Genomic DNA, 22978 nt, shown 5'->3' with positions numbered 1-22978 from the left:
CAATAAAGCATAAGCTTGTAACATGAGGTTTGCGTTAGTAAACATCAATGTGACTACTTTAATTGTTTTACGCACGACACAACACTTAAGTTTATTGATATGCATCGATAAACAAACAAGATACTAAAAGGATCGCTCACCATGCACGTATTTGACGACAGTTCTCTCGCTATAGGCAATACTCCGCTCGTAAAGCTTAATCGTATTGTTTCTGGAAACGTTTACGCGAAAATTGAAAGCCGTAACCCGAGCTTCAGCGTAAAATGCCGCATCGGCGCCAATATGATTTGGGATGCTGAAAAAGCCGGCACCTTAACCCCTGAAAAAGAGATTATCGAAGCCACTAGTGGCAATACCGGTATCGCACTGGCCTTTGTCGCCGCGTCTCGTGGCTATAAAATCACGCTCACCATGCCCAGCAGTATGTCGCTAGAGCGCCGTAAGCTATTAAAAGCGCTAGGTGCTACCCTTGTGCTCACTGAGCCACCAAAAGGCATGAAAGGTGCGGTAGCGAAAGTTCAAGAGCTAATGGATGCTAACCCTGGTAAGTATGTGGCAATGCATCAGTTCGATAACCCTGCTAACCCTGAGATCCATGAAAAAACCACAGGGCCTGAAATTTGGGATGCTACCGACGGGAAAGTCGACGCCTTTATAGCGGGCGTTGGCACCGGAGGCACTATCACCGGGACATCACGATATTTAAAGCATACCAAAGGTAAAACCATTGTTACAGTTGCGGTAGAGCCTGAAGACTCTCCTGTTATCACCCAAGCATTAGCCGGGCAAGAGTTAACCCCAGCACCGCACAAAATTCAAGGGATTGGCGCAGGATTTATTCCTGGCAACCTTGATTTGAGCATCATTGATGAAGTTGAGCGTGTAAGTAACGAAGAGTGCTTTGAAATGTGCCGCCGTCTCATGAAAGAAGAAGGTATTTTAGCGGGCATTTCGTCAGGTGCGGCAGCAGTAGCGGCAAAGCGTTTTGCAGAGCGCCCAGAAAACAAAGATAAAATCGTTGTCGTGCTGCTAGCCAGTGGCACTGAGCGTTACTTGAGCAGTCCACTATTTGCTGGCGAGTTCTCTGAATTAGAGGAAGTTCAGTGAGGTCTCTAGCCTCTAAATAATCAAAAAGAGAGCTCAGGCTCTCTTTTTTTATGCAAATACAGAATATCCCTCATGATTTGATACCGAAAGCCGATAGCGTCATTAGAGGTGATAGATCAATGAAGTACATTTTACTAACTATATTATCAGTCTTGTTTATGACTGGCTGTTCAGATGGTTCCGGCGATGAAGTTGCAGCTGGCCGCTACGGTATGATGAGCACAGACACACCGCAATATACTGCGATTGTATTTATGCGCGCGATCTACCATGACGAAACACTAGAGCGAGCGATTTCTATGGCTGATGCTCGGTTTGGTAGAATAATGCAAAATCATCACACCAACAAAAATGTGCAAAGGCATATGCTTAACCTACGCCTTAACAACATGACCGTTGACCCTGTCTCTGGCGGCACACTGATATTTTCAGATGTACAAAAAGAAGCGGATATTGAGGTGAAAATCGAAGGTGACTTTGAAGGCAATCAAGTGGTTGACCTGAAAACCATTTCGATGATCCGCGAATCAGGAAAATGGTTAGTGGTCGACATTAAAAATACCATCCCGTAATAAATGATGATTCAAAATCGCGCCGATTAGTCAACAACGGAGCGTCACGAACAAAAACGAAAGGCCTGACCCGCTTACAATATCTGGGTCGGGCCTTTTTTAATGATCAGATAACACTGGATATGTGACGGCTATTATCGCCCTACTGCCAAGCCCTCTCTGCGCGGATCTGCTCCGCCTATTAACTTACCATCTTCAATTTGTATTCCGTGTATGCCGCTATTTAGGTCAATAATCCGAACATCGTGACCAAGCGCTGTTAACTCGCTCTCCAAGCTAGTGATGTCAGTACCCTTTTCGAGCGCAGTGTAATCGTTGCGGTTAGTAAATCGTGGCGCACTGATAGCGTCTTGAATATTCATACCAAAATCCACAACATTAATAATGGCTTGGGCAACATAGTTAATGATGCGGCTGCCGCCAGGCGAACCCACAACAAGATATAGCTCACCATTTTCATCAAATATCATAGTAGGTGACATGCTGCTGCGCGGACGCTTTTCAGGCTGTACTCGATTTAGCACTTGTTTACCGTCCTTTTCAGGCGATAGGGCAAAGTCGGTAAGTTGATTGTTCAACAAGAAGCCGCCTACCATTACCCCTGAGCCAAACATAAACTCGATACTGGTCGTCATCGATACGGCATTACCATCCTTATCAACAATCGCTATGTGACTGGTGCTGTTGAGTTCATATGCATCGTCCTGCGCAAAGGCATAGTTTGGATAAGGTTGGCCAGGGGTACCTTTAACATAGGGTTTATCTACACTTATTAATGCACTGCGGGTAGCCAAATAGGATGCTTCTACCAGTGGCTTAGCCGACAGACCCATAAAGTCTAGGTCAGCCAAATAAATAGATCGGTCGGCAAAAGCAAGAGAGCTAGATTGGCTGAAGGTATGCACCAGTTCAGAGCCTTGAGGGCTCCATTTACTCACATCAAATTGCTCTAAACCGTTTAATATCTGATAAACGCTTACCCCTCCGGAGCTAGGCGGTGCCATTCCACACACCTGGTATCCGCGATAATCACCACACATAGGTAAGCGTTCGATAGCCTGATAGTTGCGCAAATCGCGCGTACTCATTTTACCCGGATTAGTCGGAGCAAGCCGCACAGCTTCTGCAATTTGTTCAGCTAGAGGCCCTGAGTAAAAGTAATCAACGCCCTGCTTAGCAATGTTCGCCAAGCTTACTGCCAAGGCGGGATTTTGTTTTAACTCGCCCTCTTTTAGCCACTCGCCATTTGGCTTAAAGTATTCCTGAGCGGCCTCAAATTCGTTCAGTGCGGGGTGTAAATCGCGCACCAACAAACCGGCCAAGCGCGGAGATACTTCAAAGCCACTGTTGGCAAGTTTAATGGTGGCGTTAAACAAGCTGTCCCAAGCTAAACTCCCATGTTTTTTGTGTGCTTTGTCTAGGGCTTTTAGCACACCAGGGACACCCACTGACTTGCCGCCTACCACTGATTCGCGCCAAGACATCACCTTGCCGTTTTTAAAAAACACATCAGGCTCAGTATTAGCCGGTGCAACTTCTCTTCCATCGTAGGTGTAAAGACGCTTTTCGGTGTTATCCCAATATAGGATAAACGCACCACCACCAATGCCCGATGATTGAGGCTCAACAAGAGTCAACATGGCTTGAACGGCTATCGCTGCATCTATAGCAGAGCCGCCCTGCTCTAAAATTTTCAGGCCTGCATTAGAGGCATGTGGATTTGCGGCCGACACCATATACTGTGTGGCCGTTGCAGCCTGTTTTTCATAGATGCCGGTCGCGGCCTCTGGCTCTCGGTCTTCCCAAGCGGATTGCTGCGGGTTTGACGCCGCGTTGTTTTGTGCAGTAAGCGTATCGTCTGCTATAGCTTGTGCGCTGAATAGACATAGGGTAAGCGTCAATGTAACCACACTTCGTTTAACTAGGAATGACGCGCTATTGTGAAGGGGCATAAGATGTCCTTGTTAGTTATTTACAATTTTTTTAGCGATTACTTAAATATATTGCGGTTTATTTCACGCTTTTCGATAAATGCAGCGAACGCTTCTTTAGCGACGTCAGTTTGCATCGCCTGCACAAACCATTTTAACTCTTCATCAATGTAGTGTTGAATATTAACTTTGTCATATTTTAATAAGGCTTTTGTTTGTTGTAACGCCGCCGTTGGTTTGGCAATCAGTTTATTAACTAGCTGCTTACAGGCTTGTTCTAAGTCATCGTCATGCATACTGTTGATAAGGCCCGCACTCAGGGCTTTTTCGGCACTAAACACCTCGCCCAACATCAGTAGTTCGGCGGCTACTAGATGCCCGCCAATTCGTGGAATAATATAGCTCGAAGCATATTCGGGCACTAAGCCTAAATTGATAAACGGCATTGCGAACTTGGTATTTTTATGTGCGAGCACGAAGTCACAATGCAATAGCAATGTGGTGCCGATGCCAATGGCTAAGCCCTCAACTTTAGCCACTACCGGTAGCGGACAATGCAGTAAGGCCAGCATAAATCGATAGGTCTCATTGATGTCGCCGGTTTTAGCCGATGATTTTACAAACTCACTAACATCGTTGCCAGAAGTAAAGCAAGCATTGGCGCCTTCAATCAAAATTACTTTTACGGCGCTCTCAGAGGCGGTCTCAATAGCTATCGCCATATCTTCATACATGCGCGGGTTTAGCGCATTTTTCTTGCTAGCTTGGTCAATTTGTATCTTAAGAACGTGATCAACGACTTGTGTATTTATCATAGTTATTTTATAAGATGTAGTGATGTTACTGGCAGTCTACCTTTAAGCCGTCGATTGTTAAACCATAGGGAGTATTTAATCGGGTGATAGTCTTTTCAAAAGGTCAGCTATGATCGATAAGAGTGCTGCGAGCGCTGAAATCGATAAATACTTCCATTATTTTTTGTCTGGATACTAATGACGCATTATAAGAGCTGGGCTGCATGCCTTGTGATCACCGTGCTTTGCAGCGCAGCGATGTTGTTGCCAAGCAATATTACTGACGCAATGGTATTAAGCGAAGCGGGTTTAGCCAACGGCGAGCTTTGGCGCATGTTTACCGCACATTTTGTACATACGAACCTTTGGCACTTTGCGCTTAACATAGCTGGGCTTTGGCTAACGTGGCTGTTGTTTGTAGAGTACTTTTCGCCCCAGCGACTGTTACTAGCTCTCGCTTTTAGCACATTGGGCCTATCTATGGTGCTATTTGCGACTAACAACCTTCAGAGCATCACGTGGTATGCGGGTTTATCAGGCACCCTTCACGGCCTATTTGCATTTGCGCTAGTGCTCGATGTCAACAAAAAGCGTGTTACCACCTACATCATTATTATATTCGGTATCGGCAAACTCATATTTGAACAAATGGGCGGTTCAACTCAGTCTACTGCAGAGCTGATAGGCGCTAGTGTTGCTATCAATGGGCATTTGTGGGGCGCCGTGCTAGGAGTTGTGGCTGGCTGTATTGTAAAAGTGCTAGAGTTGCAACAGCAGTTTAGGGATTGACAGGCATAACTATAGAACAACGGTAAGCGAACTAAACTAGTCGATATTGCTTTGTTGTGCGTGCAGTCAAAGCAAAGGCTTCGATATCTATAATCGTGACGGTATTAACCTTTCATCCTAATTGATGACGAATGCCGGTATCATTCATGCAACTTTCATAGCTTGCGAATGAGCCCTTTTTTTTGTGGCCCTAAATTAAACTGTTAGGCTAAAACTTTTAGACGATGCTCAGAAACCCCAATAAAGGTTGAGCCTGCAATCTGCCATAACTGATTACAGCAGAAGTGATATTATATTTGCCTAAGATATAGCTTTTGTTTGGTAGGTTGCTAAGCACAGTAAAATGAGAAGTTAAACGCTATGAAAAAGACTCTTCTGATATTTGGATTCATTGCAATTTTTGTTGCTGCATTTATCTGGTCATTACCGGCGCCACTCGATAATGATTTAAATCAAATTGGCAACGGCAAAAAGTCGGTGGTTTTTATTTACGATCTGAATCTAGTAGTAAGTAATCAACAGACGATTGAAATGAATAATGCAAAGGCGGAACTTGGTGATACTGTTAACTACTTAGTATCACGCACAGGCTATCCAGCAACAGATAATTTTATAAAAAATTACGAGGCAAAAAGTGCCGAACTCTTGTTCTTCGATGAAGACGGTAAGATGTTTAAACGCAGATTTGCGCTCGTTAGTGCAGCGGAGTTAACAATAATATTGGCTAGCAACGACTAAGCTGTCATTAGTATGAGGCTTTGATCATCCGTCTAGGCTTCGCTTGGACTCGTACATTAAGCCTTACTTTATGGCGCTTGGTTTTTTGCAGCAGCTTATTTATCTATTTTGACGACTGGTAGCAACATGCCATTTTGTGCCAAAACCCGACTTTTCACCCTCAATATTATTTGCATTACTAAAGAAAGCGGCCGTTTCAAAATCATAATCGAAGAGCAAGAATGGATGGAAATCAGCATGCCTTCGCAACGCTTTTTTGTCGATTGACCGGATAAAACCCATACCTAAAAGTATCAAATCCTGACTTTTTCATCCGTTGACCTGCACCAACAATCACTTCAATGACCCTGAACCCAACAATTGAGCCAATTGCTCTGGCGTGATAAACAAATTCATGCCAACGGCTGCTGCACCAATTAAATTCCAAAGCAGTACTATAATTGTTACCACATAAAACCATTTCGGGATCGCGCTCTTAGTGTCTCCTTGTTTATTAGTGTCGTAAGTGAATTAGTTGTAAATGTAAAAAATAAAAACATCATCCTATTTTATAAGAATACGTTTTTAAATCATACCTTGTATTGTCTTATTCAAACGTTGTTCATCGACGGCGGGCTATTCTCAGGACCAATACAGGCACGGTTGCGACCACTTCGCTTGGCCAAATATAGATTGACATCGGCTTTGTTCATTGCAGATTCAACTTCTGTAACGTGTTCGGCCATAGCAATACCAAAACTCGCAGTTATTTTAAGCGACATATCTTCAGTTGCATAAAACGCCGTTTTCTCTATTTTTTTACGTATCGCATTGGTGATTTTTTCTGCCTCATCAATTTGCGTCTTAGGGAAAACAATCAAAAACTCTTCACCACCCATACGCGCAACTAAATCTGAGTTTCGGATACTCTGCTGTAAAATATTTGCAAACCAAATAAGAACTCTGTCCCCCGCGTCATGCCCATGATTGTCGTTTACTTTTTTAAAGTGATCGATGTCTACCATAATAATGCTAATTGGTAACAGCGAACTCTTTTTGGTATTCACTTGGTCTAAGAAAAATGAGGTAATATATCTGCGATTTGGTAGATTCGTCAGCGAGTCGGTGTTAGCTTGATTTTCTTTTTCCCAGTTTAGCAGCATCATTGCTTGGTGACTTTTATAACGAGTAAATTCACTGGTAAAAATGAAGATGTCGATTACTGCTAAAGATGCTAAAAATCGGCTACTCTCTACAAAAGAATATTTGGCAATGGTGTATTGAGGATTAAATAGCAAAACCGCAGACAGCACAAATATAATAATACTTCCTATCATACCCCAGCGATATCCCAGTAGAATAAACATGGCAAATTGAAACGGAAATATCCAATATAGGCCTGTGTTTTCGAAACCTCCTGTATATACTTGCCCAAGCATCAAACAGCCTACGGTGAAGCCCGTGAACTGAATAAAGTAAATTTTGTTTTTAAATTTTTGGGCGAGCATTACGCTACCAATAATAAATGCACTGCCAATTGAGTAGAGAAGTTGTAGCCCGACGTATTCTGTGTTGAAGTATTTGTAGGCGAAATAAAATAGAATCACTGCGCCCAAATAGCTAGTCACGTAAAATATGAAAAGACGTCTGGTGGATTCAACATCAGATAGGCCAACAAAGGTAGTACTTGCTTTTGTAATTTTTTGTTTTTTATTACTAGTGTGCATTTACCAATATATCGTCGAAACGACGCCATAACAAATATCATCAATAGATAACGGCTGAATAAGCAAATGCTTGACAAACATCAACGTTAATCCATAAAGGGTTAAGCATGTTATTACCACCTCACAGGCAAAGCGATGGGAATATCTAGCCAAATGGTCGAAAAGTGCCAATTGTGGACATTGAATCACTTCTTTTCTCAATATGACCCACGTCATTCCCACCAAAAATTCAACGGCAGGAAACTGCCCTTTGGAGCTCTTCAAACCAATTAAAAAATTATCATCGACTACATGGCCAATACAATCACTGCAAACTCCATGTTTTGTTTGTTTCCTCATGACAAAGTCATTGGGTTATTATGCATAAGCTATCCATCGTTATAGACCTGTGCAACTAAAACAACGCATTACAGTTTTGATATGTCTCTGATAGACGATAGTCGTGCACTTCACTTTGCAGCGATTGCAAAGCGCCGCGTTCTCCTAACTCAGCGAATGATTCAATATCGGTTCTAAGTAGCCCCAACTTGGGATAAGTGATGTAAAAAGCGCATGCCTATTATAAAAAGGCATGCGCAAATACCATTACAGGTGGGTTTCAAACAGCTTATGTATTCTGCGGTATTCATCTAACCATGAACTCGGCTGCACAAAGCCATGAGGCTCTACAGGGTAAATGGCGGTTTCAAAATCGACCTTTTCAAGTTCAATTAAACGCTGAACCAATCTAACCACATCAACAAAGAAAACGTTATTGTCGACCATTGGTGCATTCATTAACAGCGGCTTATTTAAACCTTCTGCAAAATAGATGGGTGAGCTACGCTCATAGGCCAAAGGGTCTGCATCAGGGTGGTTTAAGATATTAGAGGTATACGGCAAGTTGTAGTGTGCCCAATCAGAAACCGGACGCAGCGCCGCGCCCGCTTGAAACAGCTCAGGCTCATTAAACAATGCCATGAAGGTTAAAAAACCACCGTAAGAGCCTCCATACGTGCCTATTCGACCGCGATCTACATTGGCATTTTCAACGAGCCAATCTACACCATCTTTTAAGTCTTGCACTTCTGGCGTGCCCATTTGGCGATAAATAGCCGTGCGCCAGTCTCTGCCATAGCCAGCGGATGCTCTAAAGTCCATATCAAGCACTACATAACCTTGTGAAATAAGCAAATTATGGTACATAAACTCTCTGAAGTATCCCGACCAGCCTAAATGCGCATTTTGCAGGTAACCTGCACCGTGATTAAACACGACCGCGCGTCGTTTCTCTGCTTCGAGGTTCTCTGGCAAGTAGACTCTTGAGTATATGGGTTGGTCAGTATGGCTCGAGGGCACTGCAACAATTGACGGAGCTTTCCAATCAATAGACAAAAACGCATCACTTACCGTGTTAGTCAAACGAACAGCTTTTGTAGTGGTGTCTGCTGGCTTGGTATAAAGCTCTGGAGGCATGGTTAACTTACTGTGTGTGAGCACCAAGGTCGATTCATCAGGGCTTAATACGAACTCAGTCATGCCGTTTAAATCAGTAAGGGCTTCAGTATTTCCTGTAGCAAGCTCAGTTCGATACACTTCAAATATCCCAGGATGTTTCACATTCGCACGATAAAATGCAAAACGATCATCCTTTGAGATATACACGTCGTCTACCACATAGTTGCCCGAGGTAATTTGTTTCAAGTCACCGTCTAAGGGTTTGAGATAAAGGTGTGAGTAGCCCGATTCTTCAGATAACAAATACAAAACAGCTGAATCTTCTAACCAACCAAACTGGTTGAATCGATAATTAACCCAAGCGTCATCGTGCATGCGATGTTGAGTGGTAAACGCGCTATCTGAGGTAGCGTCAAGGGTCACAATCCAGCGGTCTTTGTTGTCCCATGCTTCTAGCATGAGTGCTACGTGCGTAGCGTTATCGTGCCAGCGAATAGGCATTTCAGTGGCGTACCAGTCAAACAATAAGCCAATGTCGCGAGGTAAACGGTTAGCTTCGTATTTTTCGCCGCGGGCTTGTGCGTTTTCACGTTTTTCGTTTTCTAGCACGTCTTCGTTATAGCCCGGCAGATTCACATAGCTAATTTTGCGCTTGCTGTTATTGGCTACATCAACAAGGTAAACTTCATGGCTAACGGGTTTTGCATCAGCAACACGCTGCCTCACCTGCTGTGCAGCGATTCGACCATCTTCTTCGATGTAGTCTGGCATAATATCGCTATCGTTGCGCGTAGGCGTGTTTTCGCGAATAACCACAACGGCATATTTACCATCCGGCGATAAACTCGCCAAAACATTCGTATAAGCCTTGTCAAAATATATCTCAGTGCCCATCACTGCATCGTTTTGCGCTTTAATAGCGTTACGTAAATCTTCACGAGCTTGACGGTTTTTTCGCTGAACATTCACGTATTCAATTAACTTTAATTGCTCTTGTGCGATGTAGTCTTTAGGCGGTTTCACGGCTTGCGGTGCGTCGTTAAAATCCCAACTTAACAACTGTTGATAGTTACCGCCGTCGATATCGATGCTGTAAAAGCCATTGCCAACCTGAAATGAGACACCCGTATTCTTGAAATATTGGAGGTTGTCGGCCTGTGCGCTGTCGCGAGTCAATTGAATGACCTTGTCAGTGCCGCGAATCTGCGCAAACACATCACCCTCGTATATCCAAGCAACAAAGCTTTGGTCTTTATCATCAATCCAATCGTCGTATGACACTTCATGCAGTTCAGTTAATGGCACTTTTGAGCCATTCCCAGATTGCGCATCGGTTCTGAACAAATCTCTGATGACTGAACCCTCTTGCTTGCGCTCATATATTATGTGCTTTGAGTCGGGCGAAAAGAATGCATCTTCTGGTTGTCTGCCTAACCAGTCTGGGTCTGACATGATTTGTTCCATAGTCAGCTCAACCTGTTGGCTTACTGAAGCCGAAGGGTTTTGCGTTTGCTGAGTAACGGTTGCAGTGGGGAATGCTGCAGACGATCCATTGTTTGGTGAGTTGACGCTGCTTACATTGTTATCAGTGGCAGTACACGCACTGATGAATCCTAGGGCGATTACGAGGGCACTTAATTTAACTGTCTTCATAGGTCGTTTCATCTTATTATTTTTTAAAGAAGTGATAGGCGTTATTAGTTACATAAATCTATACGACTTATGCGATAATCTCGACCATAGTTTACACGCTTGTGATCTAAATAAAATCATCTGCAATATTAAACGGTACATATTATGCGATGGAATGACAATACACGCCATTCGCCAGCTCTGTTTTGAGTTAAACAGTAAAGGATAAAAACCATGAAAAAATTAATTACTGCAGTGGCGCTTATTTTAGCCGCCACCACCGCTAATGCAAATCAGTGCCCAGACGTATTAAAACATATGAAGCGCAAGTTGAACTCACAAGAGGTAGTTAACCTATGCTCTGAGTATGCTGGCAAAACAGTGTTATTCGTAAATACTGCAAGTAAATGTGGTTTTACCCCGCAGTTTGAGGGCCTAGAAGCGCTTTATACGCAACGTAAAGACGACGGTTTTGTTGTATTAGGCTTTCCGTCTAACGACTTCGCTCAAGAATACGCCGACGAAAGCAAGACTGCAGAAGTCTGTGAATTGACTTATGGCGTAAACTTCCCAATGTTCGAGCCAATCTCAGTACGCGGTAAAAATGCCGACCCGCTATATGCGAAGCTCGCCGAGCAGACGGGTAAATCGCCAAAGTGGAACTTTAATAAATATCTTATGGATAAAAATGGCAACGTGACTCATTACGGCTCACGCACCAGACCTGATGATGAAGATTTCTTGAAAGACCTTAATGCAGCATTAGCCGCTAGTAACACATCAGAGTAGAAAGCAAATGCAACACAAATAGCTCCAATTGGGGCTATTTTTTTGTCTGTGAAACGACCAGACTATGTTACTTACCAGCTATCTTAGACATAAAAAAGCCCCGCTTTCGCGGGGCCATCAACACACTCAACTAGGAACACACTAAAAACCAGTGACTTACTCACCAGCTCTAAGTATGTATTAGTGCTGTAATAAATAATTTGGTTCATTATTTTTTTAAAATTTTATAAATTTTTTTGGGATGCCGCGAACATGTTTCAGGCACAATAAATGCTAGCGTTTAGATTGCTGCAGGGTTAAACCGCGGCGAGCTTAAGTGCTTGCTGAATATCGTCAATCAAATCTGCAACATTTTCTATCCCAATACTCATGCGAATAAGTTTGTCGGATATTCCCATCACAGCTCTTTGCTCAGGGCCGTTTTCGTAGAAAACTGTAGTAGCGATAGGTAGCGCTAAGGTGCGTGTATCTCCTAAATGCGTCGCACAAATCACCAGTTTCAAAGCATTTAAAAACACTCGCATATCCAGTGAGTCGGCCAGCTCAATACTGAGTATTCCACCGTATTGGTGATTGAACAAACGGGTTGCCCTTTCGTGCTGAGGATGCTCACTTAAGCCCGGGTAAAAAACCTGTTTAACCGACCTTTCATTTTCAAAAAAGGTCGCCAGAGCCATCGCGTTATTGCATGTTTGATGCATGCGTAGATTTAGCGTTTCGAGGCCAATCGCAATTTGACTTGCCGAACCTGGCGCCAGTGTGGCTCCCATGTCGCGTAGTCCACGTTTACGTATTTGAGTTAATCCCCACTGTGCAGGATCAGCAACCTTATATTTGTCGTCAATGTTCTGATATTGGCGCCAGTCGTAATTACCTAAATCGACGACCACCCCGCCTAAAACACTGCCATGACCCGCTATATACTTGGTTAAAGACGTGGCGACTAAAGAGGCTTTTAAAGCTTTGGCATCTAGCATTGGCGATGGAGTCATGGTGTTATCAATGACAAACAAAATACCATGTTGATGGCATAAAGCCCCTATTCCCTCTAGATCACTGACTTGCGTAACAGGGTTAGCAATTGATTCACAGAACACCATTTTGGTGCTTGGTGTAAGCGCATTTTTTATATTCTCTGCATCTGTGACATCAACATAACTCACGTTAACCGAAAAATTAGACAGTGTTTGAAAGAAACTTCGAGTATTGCCGAACAAATACTGGCTCACAATAATATGATCACCGGCTTGGAGCAGCGAATAAACCATACTGCTAATCCCTGCCATTCCGGTCGCAAAGGCAACTGCTCCTGCTCCGCCCTCAATATCATTGAGCATATTTTGCAATGACACCGCGGAGCTTGATGAGCTGCGTGAATAAACATGTCCGGGCTTTTTACCCTGAAATACCGCTTCTAAATCTGCCACGTCTTCAAACTCAAATAAAACTGAGTTATTAGTAGCTTCATGCACTGCGCCATGCTGCGGACGATTAAGTAAGCGGTCGGCGTGCACTAGTTGAGTATTATTAACGCGTTTATTCACAGTTTAGGGTTCTTTTACTAGTCCAAAGGAAGAAATTGCAGAGCCAGAATAGGAAAACTCAGAATTTGTTTGATGTTAGCGAATGTAGTCTCTATTGTATAGCCAGCATTGTTATAAATTAGTTGTGTTAGTTCTTATTATTTATGTGTATTTTATTTATTGGCGTCGAACAACATCCAGATTTCCCTCTCATAGTCGCGGCTAACCGTGATGAATTTCATGCGCGTCCAACCCAGCCATCTGGTTTTTGGCAGCAGCATCCAAAAGTGCTCGCCGGAAAAGACATGCAGGCGGGTGGAAGCTGGATGGGCGTATCAAAACAAGGGAAATTAGCCGCACTGACTAATATCAGAGCGCCAGGCCAAGAGCGCAGCGATGCCGTTAGCAGAGGTGAATTAGTCATGGATTTTCTGGCAAAAGATTACTCTGATGACGACTATTTAAAACGCTTATCGTCTAAAGCCAGCGAATACAACGGCTATAATTTGCTATTCGGACAGCTAGATGACTTGCAGGTTTACAATAATTTTGAAGACTCCGTTTACCCTCTAACTAATGGCGTCTATGGCTTATCTAATGCTAACTTAAACTCACCCTGGCCAAAACTCGACCTAGGCCGCAGCGAACTTGCCAAATATTGTCAGCAAACCTCTGATTTAAACATAGAGCACTTATTTGATTTATTAGGCAACAACACCAAGCCCGAAGACGAAGTATTACCGCAAACAGGTGTACCAATTGAATGGGAGCGCCGATTGTCTTCAATCTTTATCGAATCACCAGACTATGGGACGCGCTCTAGCACCGTTTTACTGCTTGACAGCTATCGACAGGTATTTTGGCAAGAGCGTAGTTTTGATGCACACGCTAAATTAATTGACCAACAAACCTATTTATTCAAACTTGATACACAATAGCCGCCGCATCACCTAGGATGATGATGGCTGTTAACAGTACAAACTTACATCGACACTAATTTGTCAAATGTGATGTTCAAGACGCATAGAGATGGAATTGCGCGTATTTATGCTTAGAGTTTTTAAACCATTCAGGCATAATGAGAGCCAGTCACATTGACCATTGACGATAGTCACCATTCGGTAGGCGAATCATCTTATTACTTACTTTTAAAGGAATTTAGCTCGTGTTCGAAACATTACCCGCTCTGTCTCCCGATCCTATTCTTGGCCTTTCTGCTGCATTCAAAGAAGACCCCAGCCCACATAAGATTGATTTAGGTGTAGGTGTATACAAAGACGAACATGGCAACACCCCAATTTTAAAAGCCGTGAGTATGGCACAAGCCGTATTACAAGGCCGTGAAACCTCTAAGGTGTACATTACGCCGCAAGGTCACCAAGGCTACATTAACGGTATGTTAGACCTAATGTTTGGCAAAGACAGTCAAGTATTGGCTGACAAACGCGTCGCCGCGGTTCAAGCACCTGGCGGCTGTGGTGCGCTGCGCATATTGGCTGAACTGCTCATCCGCTGTAATAAAGACACCGTAGTATGGGTAAGTGACCCCACTTGGGCGAACCATATGCCACTTCTCGGGGATGCCGGTATTACGCTAAAAACCTATCCATATTTTGATAAAGCAAAGGCGACTATTAAATTCGACGAAATGATGGACTGCCTAAAAGATGTGAAAAAAGGCGATGTCGTATTGCTGCACGGCTGCTGTCATAACCCTACCGGTGCAGATTTAAGCAATCAGCAATGGCAGGCCGTGGCTGCGCTTGCCAGCACTAACGGGTTCTTACCCTTTGTAGATGTCGCTTATCAAGGTTTTGGCGATGGCCTAGAAGAAGACGCCTATGGTCTTCGCCTACTTGCCGATAGTGTAGATGAAATGATCGTCGCCGCTTCGTGCAGCAAAAACTTCGGGCTGTACCGCGAGCGTGTTGGCCTTGCAGCTATTATTACCAAAGATGCTTCAGTTGCCAAAATTGCGCAATCTCAGATCCAATCTGTCGCCCGCGGAATTTACTCAATGCCTCCCTCATATGGCGGCGCATTGGTAGATATCATTTTAGCCGATGGGGCGTTGAATCAAATATGGAAGTCAGAAGTATCTGAGATGCGCGAGCGCATGATTACCCTGCGTCAGCTCCTAGTAGAAAACCTATCGATGCAGGGCGTGGATAAAGACTTCAGCTTTATCAATGAGCAAAAAGGAATGTTTTCGTTTTTATGCATCTCGCCTGAGCACGTGCAGCACTTGCGCAGTGAGCACAGCGTCTACTTTGTAGATTCAAGCAGAGTCAATATCGCGGGTATTAGTAAATCGAATGTTGAAGCGCTGGCGAAGGCGATTGCCGCTACGTTAAAAGCTTAGATAACCCTTAAAACACAAATGCCCAGTCAATTTCGATTGAATGGGCATCCTACATTTATGTAATCCAGTTTTACAGTCTCACTTTCATCTTGACCGATTAATGTCCATTTTTTACACCAAATAACAGTACCACTTTAACCAGAAAATTGATGTTGCAGTGGGGCGCGTATAAAAAACCTTAATAAATTCAATCGAAGCCGATGACCTCTAACATGATATCTAACAATTGAGAGTTTAAAAGTCACTTATTAGTGATGCTTTACTCATATGAAAATTCATGATGAGCAATTGCTTCGTTTTGATTGCAATACAATTGAAAGTTCAAGCCGTTTTCGCGCACAACTCTACTATTTTTTAAATTTCATCAAAAAAACGAATGATAATCGATAAACCCTTAAGCTCCTTAAAGTCATGATTTAGAGCGTTTACCGAGGCCTTAGATCGAAACAGTGCCCATTATTTTCATATCTAAGCAAATTACCTCTCAAGAAAAAAGTCAATGAGTAGTTAACCTAAAGTAGAAAAAACTTACTTTTTAAGCCAAACATCAAGCTTCATTATCGCCAGATTAATGAAACCGAGGTTTATACTCACTGAGCGATGATTAGCCGCAATTAAGTACTTGCCTTTAGTTAAGCTTGAAGTGTGTAAATGTAATTTTTTCATAAGCACACATGCGACGAAAGATTTAATTTACATCAATGCTTGTTTATCAAGTTCGTTTACAAGCAAACAAATTAAGGCAAAAAAATGTACTACTCAAAAATAAAGGTTCATACGTTTTTAGGCACTACGATCGGCGCTTTAATGCTAAGCGCAAATGCAAACGCTGACCTAATATCGGACACCGAGTTCGGTTTGACGGGTTCAATAAAAGTTGATGCATTATTTAGTAATTATTCCAATGGCACACTACCGGCACAAAGTTTAGGCCGAGACTTTTATGTACCTGGTGCGACTCCTGTTGGAGGCGTAAAAGAGAGTACTCAATTTGATGCTCATGCAAAGCAAACTCGTTTTCGCTTTACCAGCACAACCGATGCTGGAAATAACAACATTATTAAAGGTATATTCGAGTTAGATTTTTTAGTAACGCCTGGTGGTAATGAAAGAGTCAGTAACTCGTATGTGCCTCGAATTCGACATGCGTTTGTTGAATACAGCGGATGGACGATAGGACAAACCTGGACAACATTTCAAGACATAAAAACCTTGCCCGAAAGCGTTGATTTTATCGGTGTACCCGACGGCATTGCATTCAACCGCCAAGCATTATTGCGTTACCAAACAGGGGCATGGGAATTTGCCTTAGAAAATTCTGAGTCAACAATTACACCATTTGGTGGCGGTGCACGCATAGTATCAGACGATGGTTTTATTCCTGATGCCGTCGTACGATATACCCATAAGGCAGATTGGGGACATTTCTCAGTCGCCACGCTTTTACGTCAACTAAGTTATGAAACAGCAACAATAGACGAAAGCGCGTCTTCATACGGCATTAGTATGAATTCAAAAATTTATGTGGGAGATAGGGATGACCTGCGAATATCCTTTACCAGTGGTATCGGTTTAGGTCGCTATTTAGCTATTAATGCCAGCAATGGAGCTGTATTAGATAGTAACTCGAACCTATCTGCAATCGAATCAAGCGGTTTTACGATAGCCTACAGAAAGGTATGGTCTGGAAAGATCAGAAGCAATTTTATGTTTGCTGCTTTGTCTGTTGATAATGACATTGCCCTGACAGGGGCAACAGCCACTCAAAGCACTTATAGTGTTAGTGCCAATATCATGTACTCCCCTGTAGCAAAAATTACATTCGGTGCCGAAATAAAAAGAGCTAACCGTGAAATTGAATCGGGTATAAGTGGTGATATGACCCGCTTACAATTTATGGCTAAGTATAGTTTTTGAAAACATTTACGCTACAGCACACATTCTTTTGAACGAACATTTAATTAAACTAATAGTTAAAATCACAAGGCATAAACCATGACAATACAGCAGAAATTTTTCTATTCAGTGGCGACAGTAATATTAGCATTTGTGATCATATTGGCCACATTCACCGGCATAGATAATGCTAATAAAATTCAACAAAACATTGATGACCAAATTAGTAAACAAAAGTCTCATATACACGACCTTTTAAACACCACCGATCTTATCATGGCCGAACGTGTGCAAAACAGTATGCGTCTGCTCAAAAAAATGAGCACAGAACTAGGTCAAGTAAAAATAAGCGGCACGGTTGATGTAAATGGAATACGCGCTAATAACATAGTGATTGGCGATACGCCGCAAGGCAATAACTTTGAATTAGTAGACGGCCTCACCGATATTATGGACGGCACTGCTACAATTTTCAGCAAAACAGGTCAAGATTACGTCCGAATAAGTACAAATGTAATTAACAATGGGCAGCGAGCTATTGGTACAACCCTTAGTTCAACAGGAAAAGCTATTCAGGAAATAAATAAAGGCAACGCATATTTTGGCGCAGTTGATATTTTAGGAAATCCGTTTTTGACAGGGTATGCACCAATGAAAAACGATGCAGGAATAACCATCGGAATTTGGTACGTTGGTTATTCAGCCGATCTTGAAGCAATATCAAAAACGATAGAAACCAGTCGGATTTTAAACAATGGCTTTATTGCCTTAGTTGATGGCAACAATAATATTCGGTCTCATTCTGACCACATGTCAATAGAACAGGTTTCTCAAGCAATAGAAAATCGAGAGGGTTGGGAAATAACTGAGGTTAGGTTTGATAAGTGGGGATATAACATTATTTTTGCTGCAGACTCAACTGAAGTCTCAGATACTATTTTTAGTGCTGTTTTATGGGTAGCCGGCGAACAACTAATAACTGGCATTTTCATTCTTATAACCGTATTCTTTTTATTGAAAAAAATAGTGGGCCAGCGTATTGAGCAATACACGGCTTCAATAAGGGGAATTTCAAGTGGCAACAACGATTTAACTCTGAGGTTTAGTGAAGAACAAAATGATGAATTTGGACAAATGGGTAAAGAACTAAACAAACTTTTTGCGAAAGTTCAAGAGACAATAACGGACGTAGAATCAACTGCTCACAAGTTAATTGAAAAAACCTTTGCCCTAAATGCGCTAGCGAGCACAACTCAAACATCAGTCAATAAATTATCTGAAGAAGTTAACTCTGTTAACCATTCTGCGTCACTTTTAGAAGAAAAAGCGATTGCTGTTGAAGAGAACACTAACAAAGCTGACTTTGCTGCTGCAAGCGCAGACAAAGAAACGAATCTCAGTGTACAAACCCTAAACAATACAATAATTGACATTAAAGGTCAGGCAGAAAAAACTGAAAGCTCAGTGCTGGTAATTGAAGATCTTGCCCGCTCAAGTGAAGAGATTAGTGGTGTAATGGAAGTAATCCGCAATATTGCCGAACAAACTAATTTACTAGCACTTAACGCTGCTATAGAGGCCGCGCGCGCGGGTGAGCAAGGCCGAGGATTCGCCGTTGTGGCTGACGAAGTAAGATCACTTGCTAGCCGCACACAAACATCAACTGAAGAAATTAGAAAAATGATTGAAAAGTTACAGGCTGGCAGTAAAGAAGCCTCTATGGCGATGGCTAGTAATAAAGAGTCGGCGCTTGAAACCGTTCAATCAACATCGAGAACGGGAGAAGTGTTACAACAAGCTTTGGTTGCTGTTGATGAAATTAGAGTGCTTAACAGCGCCACTTCAAGCATGGCTAGTCAACAAAAAGAAGTCTCGATGGAAATTAAAAGAAGCATTGATAAAGTGCACATCATTAGCGAAGAGAACCTAAGCAGCGCTAGTGATATGAAAGCAATGTGTGACGAACTATCGACGCTAGCGCAACAAATGCAAGACAAGCTTACGGGCTATACTAGAAGATCCTAAAACCACCGATTCATTGATAATAAATTAAAGACGTATTTGTTAATTTAAACAAAGACTCCACACATGGGGGTCTTTGTTTGATTAGCTATTGTGTGCTTTTATTCAGTTATGAAGCTAAACGATTACTTATCGACTCATATTACATTTTTACAAGGCTGAAACGCCCTGTACTTCGACAACCGTCTTAGCATCTGCTCGCTGAATAACTTTTACAATCGCTGATTGAATCACTTCGCTCTCACGGACGTCAGTTTTGCTAGAGAACACTTCTTCTTGTACTTCCGCGCCCTCTTCTAAGGTAAATCTTAGCGCGACGTGAGTTGCACATTCGGTGCTTGCTCCGAAATATTCTATAGCAATCTTCGGATAGCCTTTATCGCCTTTTTTAACCTGCTTTGCGATAAGTTTTTTTGCCTTGTCTACATTCATAAAAACACTCTAAGTCTACGCTTTTTTTGATGTTTAAAGACTACGCTAATAAAAAATGCAATGCATTAGTTATTGCATACTAAGCTCCAAGCAACTGTCTACGAAGTGCCGGCTGAGACGTTTTTTCTCCCAACCAAATATTGAAAAACCATTCAGTAAACAGCGGCTCAGAGACTTCACCTAGCAGGTTATCGTTATGATATAAAATAGTGCTTTTATTGGCATCTTGAATGCCCACGACGGTAGAGTTATTACTGACGTTTGGGATGATGTTGAGCAATGTGTCGTGCCAACGTGTCATTGCCACTTCATCGCTAAAACCCTGCTTACGCATTTCTTCGATTGAGCGTTTGGCGATGTCTCTACCTTGAAGGTCGCGCAAATATTGGAGTGAAAGCGCAAAAGGCTGATCAGGAGTCCATACCCCATCTTGAGCATAGAGTTCTGAGTCATATACATTCCAAAATAGAACTTTGAGTCTGGCCTTACCAACTAATTTTGCTTTGGGCACGTGCTGCTCAATAATTTGTGTACTTTTTGCCATGCAGTTGGTCCTCTAGGTAGTCTTCGGTGATGTTTACAAAAAAACGCAGGTTAGACCTGCGCTTTTATATGTCATGCATGGCTAAGCGATCATCCCGCCGTCAACGATCACGCATGCCCCTGTTGTAAAACTAGAGGCATCTGACACCAAATAAAGAACCGTTCCAGCCATTTCGTCAGGGTGAGCTACACGGCCCAACGGGATCTGTTTAAGCGCTGTTTTCAGAATATGATCGTTCGTGGTTAACGCCGAGGCGAACTTTGTATCGGTTAAGCCTGGCAACAAGGCATTTACCCGAATGTTATGCCTACCGCATTCTTTGGCAAAGGCTTTGGTCATGCTGATGACGGCGGCTTTAGTTACACTATAAATACCCTGCATATCGCCCGGAGTTACGCCATTTACTGACGCAGTGTTTAAAATCACACCGCTGCCCTGTTCACGCATCATTTTGCCCGCTTCGGTCGACATAAAGAAATATCCGCGAATATTGACATCAACTGTTTTGCTATATGCTGCTAAGTCGGTATCTAGAATGTGCCCAAAGTACGGATTAGCGGCAGCATTGTTTACCAAAATATCAATTTTGCCAAACTCACTCTTAATGTGCTCGAACAAGGCCGAAATTTGCTCCATCTCACCTACATGACAAGCAAATGCACTTGCTTTACCGCCGTTTTCTCGAATGCTTTGCGCCACTTCTTCACAGGCTTCTAGTTTACGGCTCGATACTATAACGTGAGCACCTTTGTCGGCTAACAAACGCGCAATCGACTCGCCAATCCCGCGGCTAGCACCGGTTACGACTGCCACTCTGCCGCTTAAATCAAATAAATCTTTCATCTTATTATCTCCGCTACATTTGCTGAGTTCACCACTATTGCATAACAACTGATCATTAATACATCGTTATGCGCTGCAGTATCAATTTAGGCCAACATGCCGCCATCTAGCGTAAAGGCATGCCCATTCATAAAGCTGCTCTCGTCGCTGCACAACCATGCGACAGCGCCCGATATCTCTTCGACTCTTCCTAGTCGACGCATAGGACTTGCTTTTATAATGGCGTTTTGTGCTCGTTCGTCTAATTGCGCCAAAGTATTTTGCACCATAGGCGTATCGGTAAAGCTCGGACACACCGCATTAAAACGGATGTTCGCTTTTGCATACTCGATAGCAGCTGATTTTGTTAGCCCCATAACGCCATGTTTAGACGCACTGTAGGCAGAGATCATGGGTGAAGAACGAAGGCCGGCTACCGATGCAACGTTAATAACATGACCACCTTTAGGCAATAGACAAGGAATAGCAGCGCGCATGCAGTGCCAAACGCCCTTTAGATTAACCGCAATGTTGCGATCAAAATCATCGTCGCTCAGTTCATGCATAGGAGCGGGTTTATGGTCGATACCCGCATTATTTAACACCACGTCTAAACCGCCCAATTGCTCCATTGCAAATGCAAATAAAGCCCTTACTGATTCGCCGTCTGCCACATCCACTTTATGGAAAACAATGCTTTGGCCTTTAGCTGAAGCTTGTTCAGCAACCTCGTTTCCAGCTTGCTCTGATAAATCGGCAATGACCACTTTTGCGCCACGCTCGGCAAGTAATAGTGCACTAGCGGCGCCTATTCCAGAGGCGCCTCCTGTGATGAGTATTTTTTTACCTTCAACGTTTGCTGCAGGATGGCCCATAATTACTCCCCTACTTTCAACATAAGCTTGCCAAAGTTTTCGCCTTTAAACAGCATCATTAGGGTATCTGGAAAGGTTTCTATGCCGTCAACAATATGCTCTTTGACTTTCATTTCGCCGGACTGGATCCAGCCACCGATTTCTTTCATCGCAACGGGGTATTCTTTAATGTTGTCAAATACCACAATACCTTCCATGCGAGCGCGATTGACTAATAACGACAGATAGTTTGAAGGACCTTTCACTGGGGTCGTATTATTGTATTGGCTAATCGCGCCACAAATAACAATGCGCGCTTTAAAGTTTATACGAGTTAAGACATCATCTAGAATATCGCCGCCAACATTGTCAAAAAATACATCAATACCTTCTGGACATGCTTGTTTCAGGGCTTTTTTTACGTTTTCGTTTTTGTAATCGATAGCCGCATCAAAACCGAGCTCATCAATCAAAAACTTACATTTTGCTTCGCCGCCGGCAATACCGACTACGCGGCATCCTTTAATCTTTGCGATTTGGCCAACCAAACCACCTACCGCGCCAGCTGCACCAGAAACCACCACGGTTTCACCTGCTTTTGGCTCTCCTGACTTAAGTAAACCAAAATAACCGGTCATGCCAGGCATGCCCAACACCCCTAAATATGTAGATAGAGGAGCTAGTTTAGGGTCGACCTTATGTACGCCTTTGCCATCGGTAACCGCATATTGCTGGACGCCACCGTGCCCAACCACAAAATCGCCTACAGCAAAATGTGCGTTTTTACTTTCGACCACTTCGCCAACGGTACCGGCACGCATAACATCACCAATTTGCACCGGCTCGATATACGATTTTGCGTCATTTAACCAACCGCGCATCGCTGGATCTAACGAAACATAGTGTACTTTTACCAGTAATTCGCCATCGCTAATACTAGGGACTTCGCCTTCACTAAATTCCCAATTTTCTAAGGTTGGCTCACCTACTGGACGAGATTTTAATTTCCACTGTTTGTTCATATTCAT

At 43.0% G+C, this 22978-nt stretch carries 21 protein-coding genes; 9 read left to right on the top strand and 12 right to left on the bottom strand.

Annotated features, from left to right (window positions below; all coding sequences use genetic code 11):
• Positions 1-141: 141 nt before the first annotated feature.
• Positions 142-1107, top strand: a complete 966-nt coding sequence (cysK, locus tag AB9H30_RS01930) for a cysteine synthase A (protein ID WP_371192940.1) — start codon at positions 142-144, stop codon at positions 1105-1107.
• A gap of 119 nt (positions 1108-1226) precedes the next feature.
• On the top strand, positions 1227-1679 hold the full coding sequence (locus AB9H30_RS01925; RefSeq protein WP_371192939.1) for a hypothetical protein: 453 nt from the start codon (positions 1227-1229) through the stop codon (positions 1677-1679).
• 134 nt (positions 1680-1813) lie between these two features.
• On the opposite strand, the gene ggt is transcribed toward AB9H30_RS01925, so the two are convergent.
• Together ggt and AB9H30_RS01915 are read right to left on the bottom strand one after the other, a co-directional pair.
• A complete protein-coding gene (gene ggt / locus AB9H30_RS01920; protein ID WP_371192938.1) occupies positions 1814-3631 on the bottom strand; it encodes a gamma-glutamyltransferase in 1818 nt (605 codons plus the stop codon).
• Positions 3632-3669: 38 nt separating this feature from the next.
• Positions 3670-4425, bottom strand: coding sequence for an enoyl-CoA hydratase-related protein (locus AB9H30_RS01915; protein WP_371192937.1), 756 nt, complete (start codon positions 4423-4425; stop codon positions 3670-3672).
• Positions 4426-4602: 177 nt separating this feature from the next.
• Here AB9H30_RS01915 and rrtA point away from each other — a divergent pair, with 177 nt between their 5' ends.
• Both rrtA and AB9H30_RS01905 read left to right on the top strand, forming a co-directional pair.
• Positions 4603-5193 carry a rhombosortase gene (rrtA, locus tag AB9H30_RS01910; protein WP_371192936.1) on the top strand — a complete coding sequence of 197 codons (591 nt, stop codon included), beginning with the start codon at positions 4603-4605 and terminating at the stop codon, positions 5191-5193.
• Between the two features lie 360 nt (positions 5194-5553).
• Entirely contained in the window at positions 5554-5931 is a 378-nt protein-coding gene (locus AB9H30_RS01905) for a hypothetical protein (protein ID WP_371192935.1), read from the top strand.
• 232 nt (positions 5932-6163) lie between these two features.
• Here AB9H30_RS01905 and AB9H30_RS01900 read toward each other — a convergent pair whose 3' ends face one another.
• The 4 genes from AB9H30_RS01900 to AB9H30_RS01885 form a co-directional block, all read right to left on the bottom strand.
• Positions 6164-6358 carry a hypothetical protein gene (locus tag AB9H30_RS01900; RefSeq protein WP_371192934.1) on the bottom strand — a complete coding sequence of 65 codons (195 nt, stop codon included), beginning with the start codon at positions 6356-6358 and terminating at the stop codon, positions 6164-6166.
• Positions 6359-6521: 163 nt separating this feature from the next.
• On the bottom strand, positions 6522-7637 hold the full coding sequence (locus AB9H30_RS01895; RefSeq protein ID WP_371192933.1) for a GGDEF domain-containing protein: 1116 nt from the start codon (positions 7635-7637) through the stop codon (positions 6522-6524).
• A complete protein-coding gene (locus AB9H30_RS01890) occupies positions 7638-7976 on the bottom strand; it encodes a hypothetical protein (protein ID WP_371192932.1) in 339 nt (112 codons plus the stop codon).
• A gap of 246 nt (positions 7977-8222) precedes the next feature.
• The gene (locus AB9H30_RS01885) at positions 8223-10739 is read right to left on the bottom strand and encodes a prolyl oligopeptidase family serine peptidase (RefSeq protein WP_371192931.1); all 2517 of its coding nucleotides are present in this window, start codon (positions 10737-10739) and stop codon (positions 8223-8225) included.
• Between the two features lie 201 nt (positions 10740-10940).
• On the opposite strand from AB9H30_RS01885, the gene AB9H30_RS01880 reads away from it, so the two are divergent.
• Positions 10941-11495, top strand: coding sequence for a glutathione peroxidase (locus tag AB9H30_RS01880; protein WP_371192930.1), 555 nt, complete (start codon positions 10941-10943; stop codon positions 11493-11495).
• A gap of 296 nt (positions 11496-11791) precedes the next feature.
• On the opposite strand, the gene AB9H30_RS01875 is transcribed toward AB9H30_RS01880, so the two are convergent.
• Positions 11792-13039, bottom strand: a complete 1248-nt coding sequence (locus tag AB9H30_RS01875; RefSeq protein WP_371192929.1) for a cystathionine gamma-synthase family protein — start codon at positions 13037-13039, stop codon at positions 11792-11794.
• A gap of 143 nt (positions 13040-13182) precedes the next feature.
• On the opposite strand from AB9H30_RS01875, the gene AB9H30_RS01870 reads away from it, so the two are divergent.
• From AB9H30_RS01870 to AB9H30_RS01855, 4 genes are all read left to right on the top strand, one after another.
• Positions 13183-13956: an NRDE family protein gene (locus AB9H30_RS01870; RefSeq protein ID WP_371192928.1), complete on the top strand. Its 774-nt coding sequence runs from the start codon at positions 13183-13185 to the stop codon at positions 13954-13956.
• Positions 13957-14183: 227 nt separating this feature from the next.
• The gene (locus tag AB9H30_RS01865; RefSeq protein ID WP_371192927.1) at positions 14184-15380 is read left to right on the top strand and encodes an aromatic amino acid transaminase; all 1197 of its coding nucleotides are present in this window, start codon (positions 14184-14186) and stop codon (positions 15378-15380) included.
• Positions 15381-16130: 750 nt separating this feature from the next.
• Positions 16131-17297, top strand: a complete 1167-nt coding sequence (locus AB9H30_RS01860) for a DcaP family trimeric outer membrane transporter (RefSeq protein ID WP_371192926.1) — start codon at positions 16131-16133, stop codon at positions 17295-17297.
• A 78-nt stretch (positions 17298-17375) separates the two neighbouring features.
• Complete coding sequence (locus tag AB9H30_RS01855; protein WP_371192925.1) at positions 17376-19301, top strand: methyl-accepting chemotaxis protein; 1926 nt, start codon at positions 17376-17378, stop codon at positions 19299-19301.
• Positions 19302-19448: 147 nt separating this feature from the next.
• On the opposite strand, the gene AB9H30_RS01850 is transcribed toward AB9H30_RS01855, so the two are convergent.
• The 5 genes from AB9H30_RS01850 to AB9H30_RS01830 all read right to left on the bottom strand — a co-directional run bounded on the left by AB9H30_RS01850 (position 19449) and on the right by AB9H30_RS01830 (position 22978).
• The gene (locus AB9H30_RS01850) at positions 19449-19730 is read right to left on the bottom strand and encodes a hypothetical protein (RefSeq protein WP_371192924.1); all 282 of its coding nucleotides are present in this window, start codon (positions 19728-19730) and stop codon (positions 19449-19451) included.
• A 79-nt stretch (positions 19731-19809) separates the two neighbouring features.
• Positions 19810-20274 carry a chalcone isomerase family protein gene (locus AB9H30_RS01845; RefSeq protein ID WP_371192923.1) on the bottom strand — a complete coding sequence of 155 codons (465 nt, stop codon included), beginning with the start codon at positions 20272-20274 and terminating at the stop codon, positions 19810-19812.
• 81 nt (positions 20275-20355) lie between these two features.
• Positions 20356-21117 (bottom strand): SDR family oxidoreductase, encoded by a 762-nt coding sequence (locus AB9H30_RS01840; RefSeq protein WP_371192922.1) that lies wholly within the window; start codon positions 21115-21117, stop codon positions 20356-20358.
• An 86-nt stretch (positions 21118-21203) separates the two neighbouring features.
• On the bottom strand, positions 21204-21971 hold the full coding sequence (locus AB9H30_RS01835) for an SDR family NAD(P)-dependent oxidoreductase (RefSeq protein ID WP_371192921.1): 768 nt from the start codon (positions 21969-21971) through the stop codon (positions 21204-21206).
• A gap of 2 nt (positions 21972-21973) precedes the next feature.
• The gene (locus tag AB9H30_RS01830) at positions 21974-22978 is read right to left on the bottom strand and encodes an NADP-dependent oxidoreductase (RefSeq protein ID WP_371192920.1); all 1005 of its coding nucleotides are present in this window, start codon (positions 22976-22978) and stop codon (positions 21974-21976) included.

This window comes from Glaciecola sp. SC05 (assembly GCF_041380235.1).
Lineage (GTDB): Bacteria > Pseudomonadota > Gammaproteobacteria > Enterobacterales > Alteromonadaceae > Glaciecola.
Note: the sequence above shows the minus strand (reverse complement) of the source record. Positions and strands in the feature narration are given on the sequence as shown.

Excerpts from the sequence above, each read along its gene's own strand:
- cysK (WP_371192940.1), top strand. The coding sequence starts at position 142 with ATGCACGTATTTGACGACAGTTCTCTCGCTATAGGCAATACTCCGCTC.
- AB9H30_RS01925 (WP_371192939.1), top strand. The coding sequence starts at position 1,227 with ATGAAGTACATTTTACTAACTATATTATCAGTCTTGTTTATGACTGGC.
- ggt (WP_371192938.1), bottom strand. The coding sequence starts at position 3,631 with ATGCCCCTTCACAATAGCGCGTCATTCCTAGTTAAACGAAGTGTGGTT.
- AB9H30_RS01915 (WP_371192937.1), bottom strand. The coding sequence starts at position 4,425 with ATGATAAATACACAAGTCGTTGATCACGTTCTTAAGATACAAATTGAC.
- rrtA (WP_371192936.1), top strand. The coding sequence starts at position 4,603 with ATGACGCATTATAAGAGCTGGGCTGCATGCCTTGTGATCACCGTGCTT.
- AB9H30_RS01905 (WP_371192935.1), top strand. The coding sequence starts at position 5,554 with ATGAAAAAGACTCTTCTGATATTTGGATTCATTGCAATTTTTGTTGCT.
- AB9H30_RS01895 (WP_371192933.1), bottom strand. The coding sequence starts at position 7,637 with ATGCACACTAGTAATAAAAAACAAAAAATTACAAAAGCAAGTACTACC.
- AB9H30_RS01890 (WP_371192932.1), bottom strand. The coding sequence starts at position 7,976 with ATGAGGAAACAAACAAAACATGGAGTTTGCAGTGATTGTATTGGCCAT.
- AB9H30_RS01885 (WP_371192931.1), bottom strand. The coding sequence starts at position 10,739 with ATGAAACGACCTATGAAGACAGTTAAATTAAGTGCCCTCGTAATCGCC.
- AB9H30_RS01880 (WP_371192930.1), top strand. The coding sequence starts at position 10,941 with ATGAAAAAATTAATTACTGCAGTGGCGCTTATTTTAGCCGCCACCACC.
- AB9H30_RS01870 (WP_371192928.1), top strand. The coding sequence starts at position 13,183 with ATGTGTATTTTATTTATTGGCGTCGAACAACATCCAGATTTCCCTCTC.
- AB9H30_RS01860 (WP_371192926.1), top strand. The coding sequence starts at position 16,131 with ATGTACTACTCAAAAATAAAGGTTCATACGTTTTTAGGCACTACGATC.
- AB9H30_RS01855 (WP_371192925.1), top strand. The coding sequence starts at position 17,376 with ATGACAATACAGCAGAAATTTTTCTATTCAGTGGCGACAGTAATATTA.
- AB9H30_RS01850 (WP_371192924.1), bottom strand. The coding sequence starts at position 19,730 with ATGAATGTAGACAAGGCAAAAAAACTTATCGCAAAGCAGGTTAAAAAA.
- AB9H30_RS01845 (WP_371192923.1), bottom strand. The coding sequence starts at position 20,274 with ATGGCAAAAAGTACACAAATTATTGAGCAGCACGTGCCCAAAGCAAAA.
- AB9H30_RS01840 (WP_371192922.1), bottom strand. The coding sequence starts at position 21,117 with ATGAAAGATTTATTTGATTTAAGCGGCAGAGTGGCAGTCGTAACCGGT.
- AB9H30_RS01835 (WP_371192921.1), bottom strand. The coding sequence starts at position 21,971 with ATGGGCCATCCTGCAGCAAACGTTGAAGGTAAAAAAATACTCATCACA.
- AB9H30_RS01830 (WP_371192920.1), bottom strand. The coding sequence starts at position 22,978 with ATGAATATGAACAAACAGTGGAAATTAAAATCTCGTCCAGTAGGTGAG.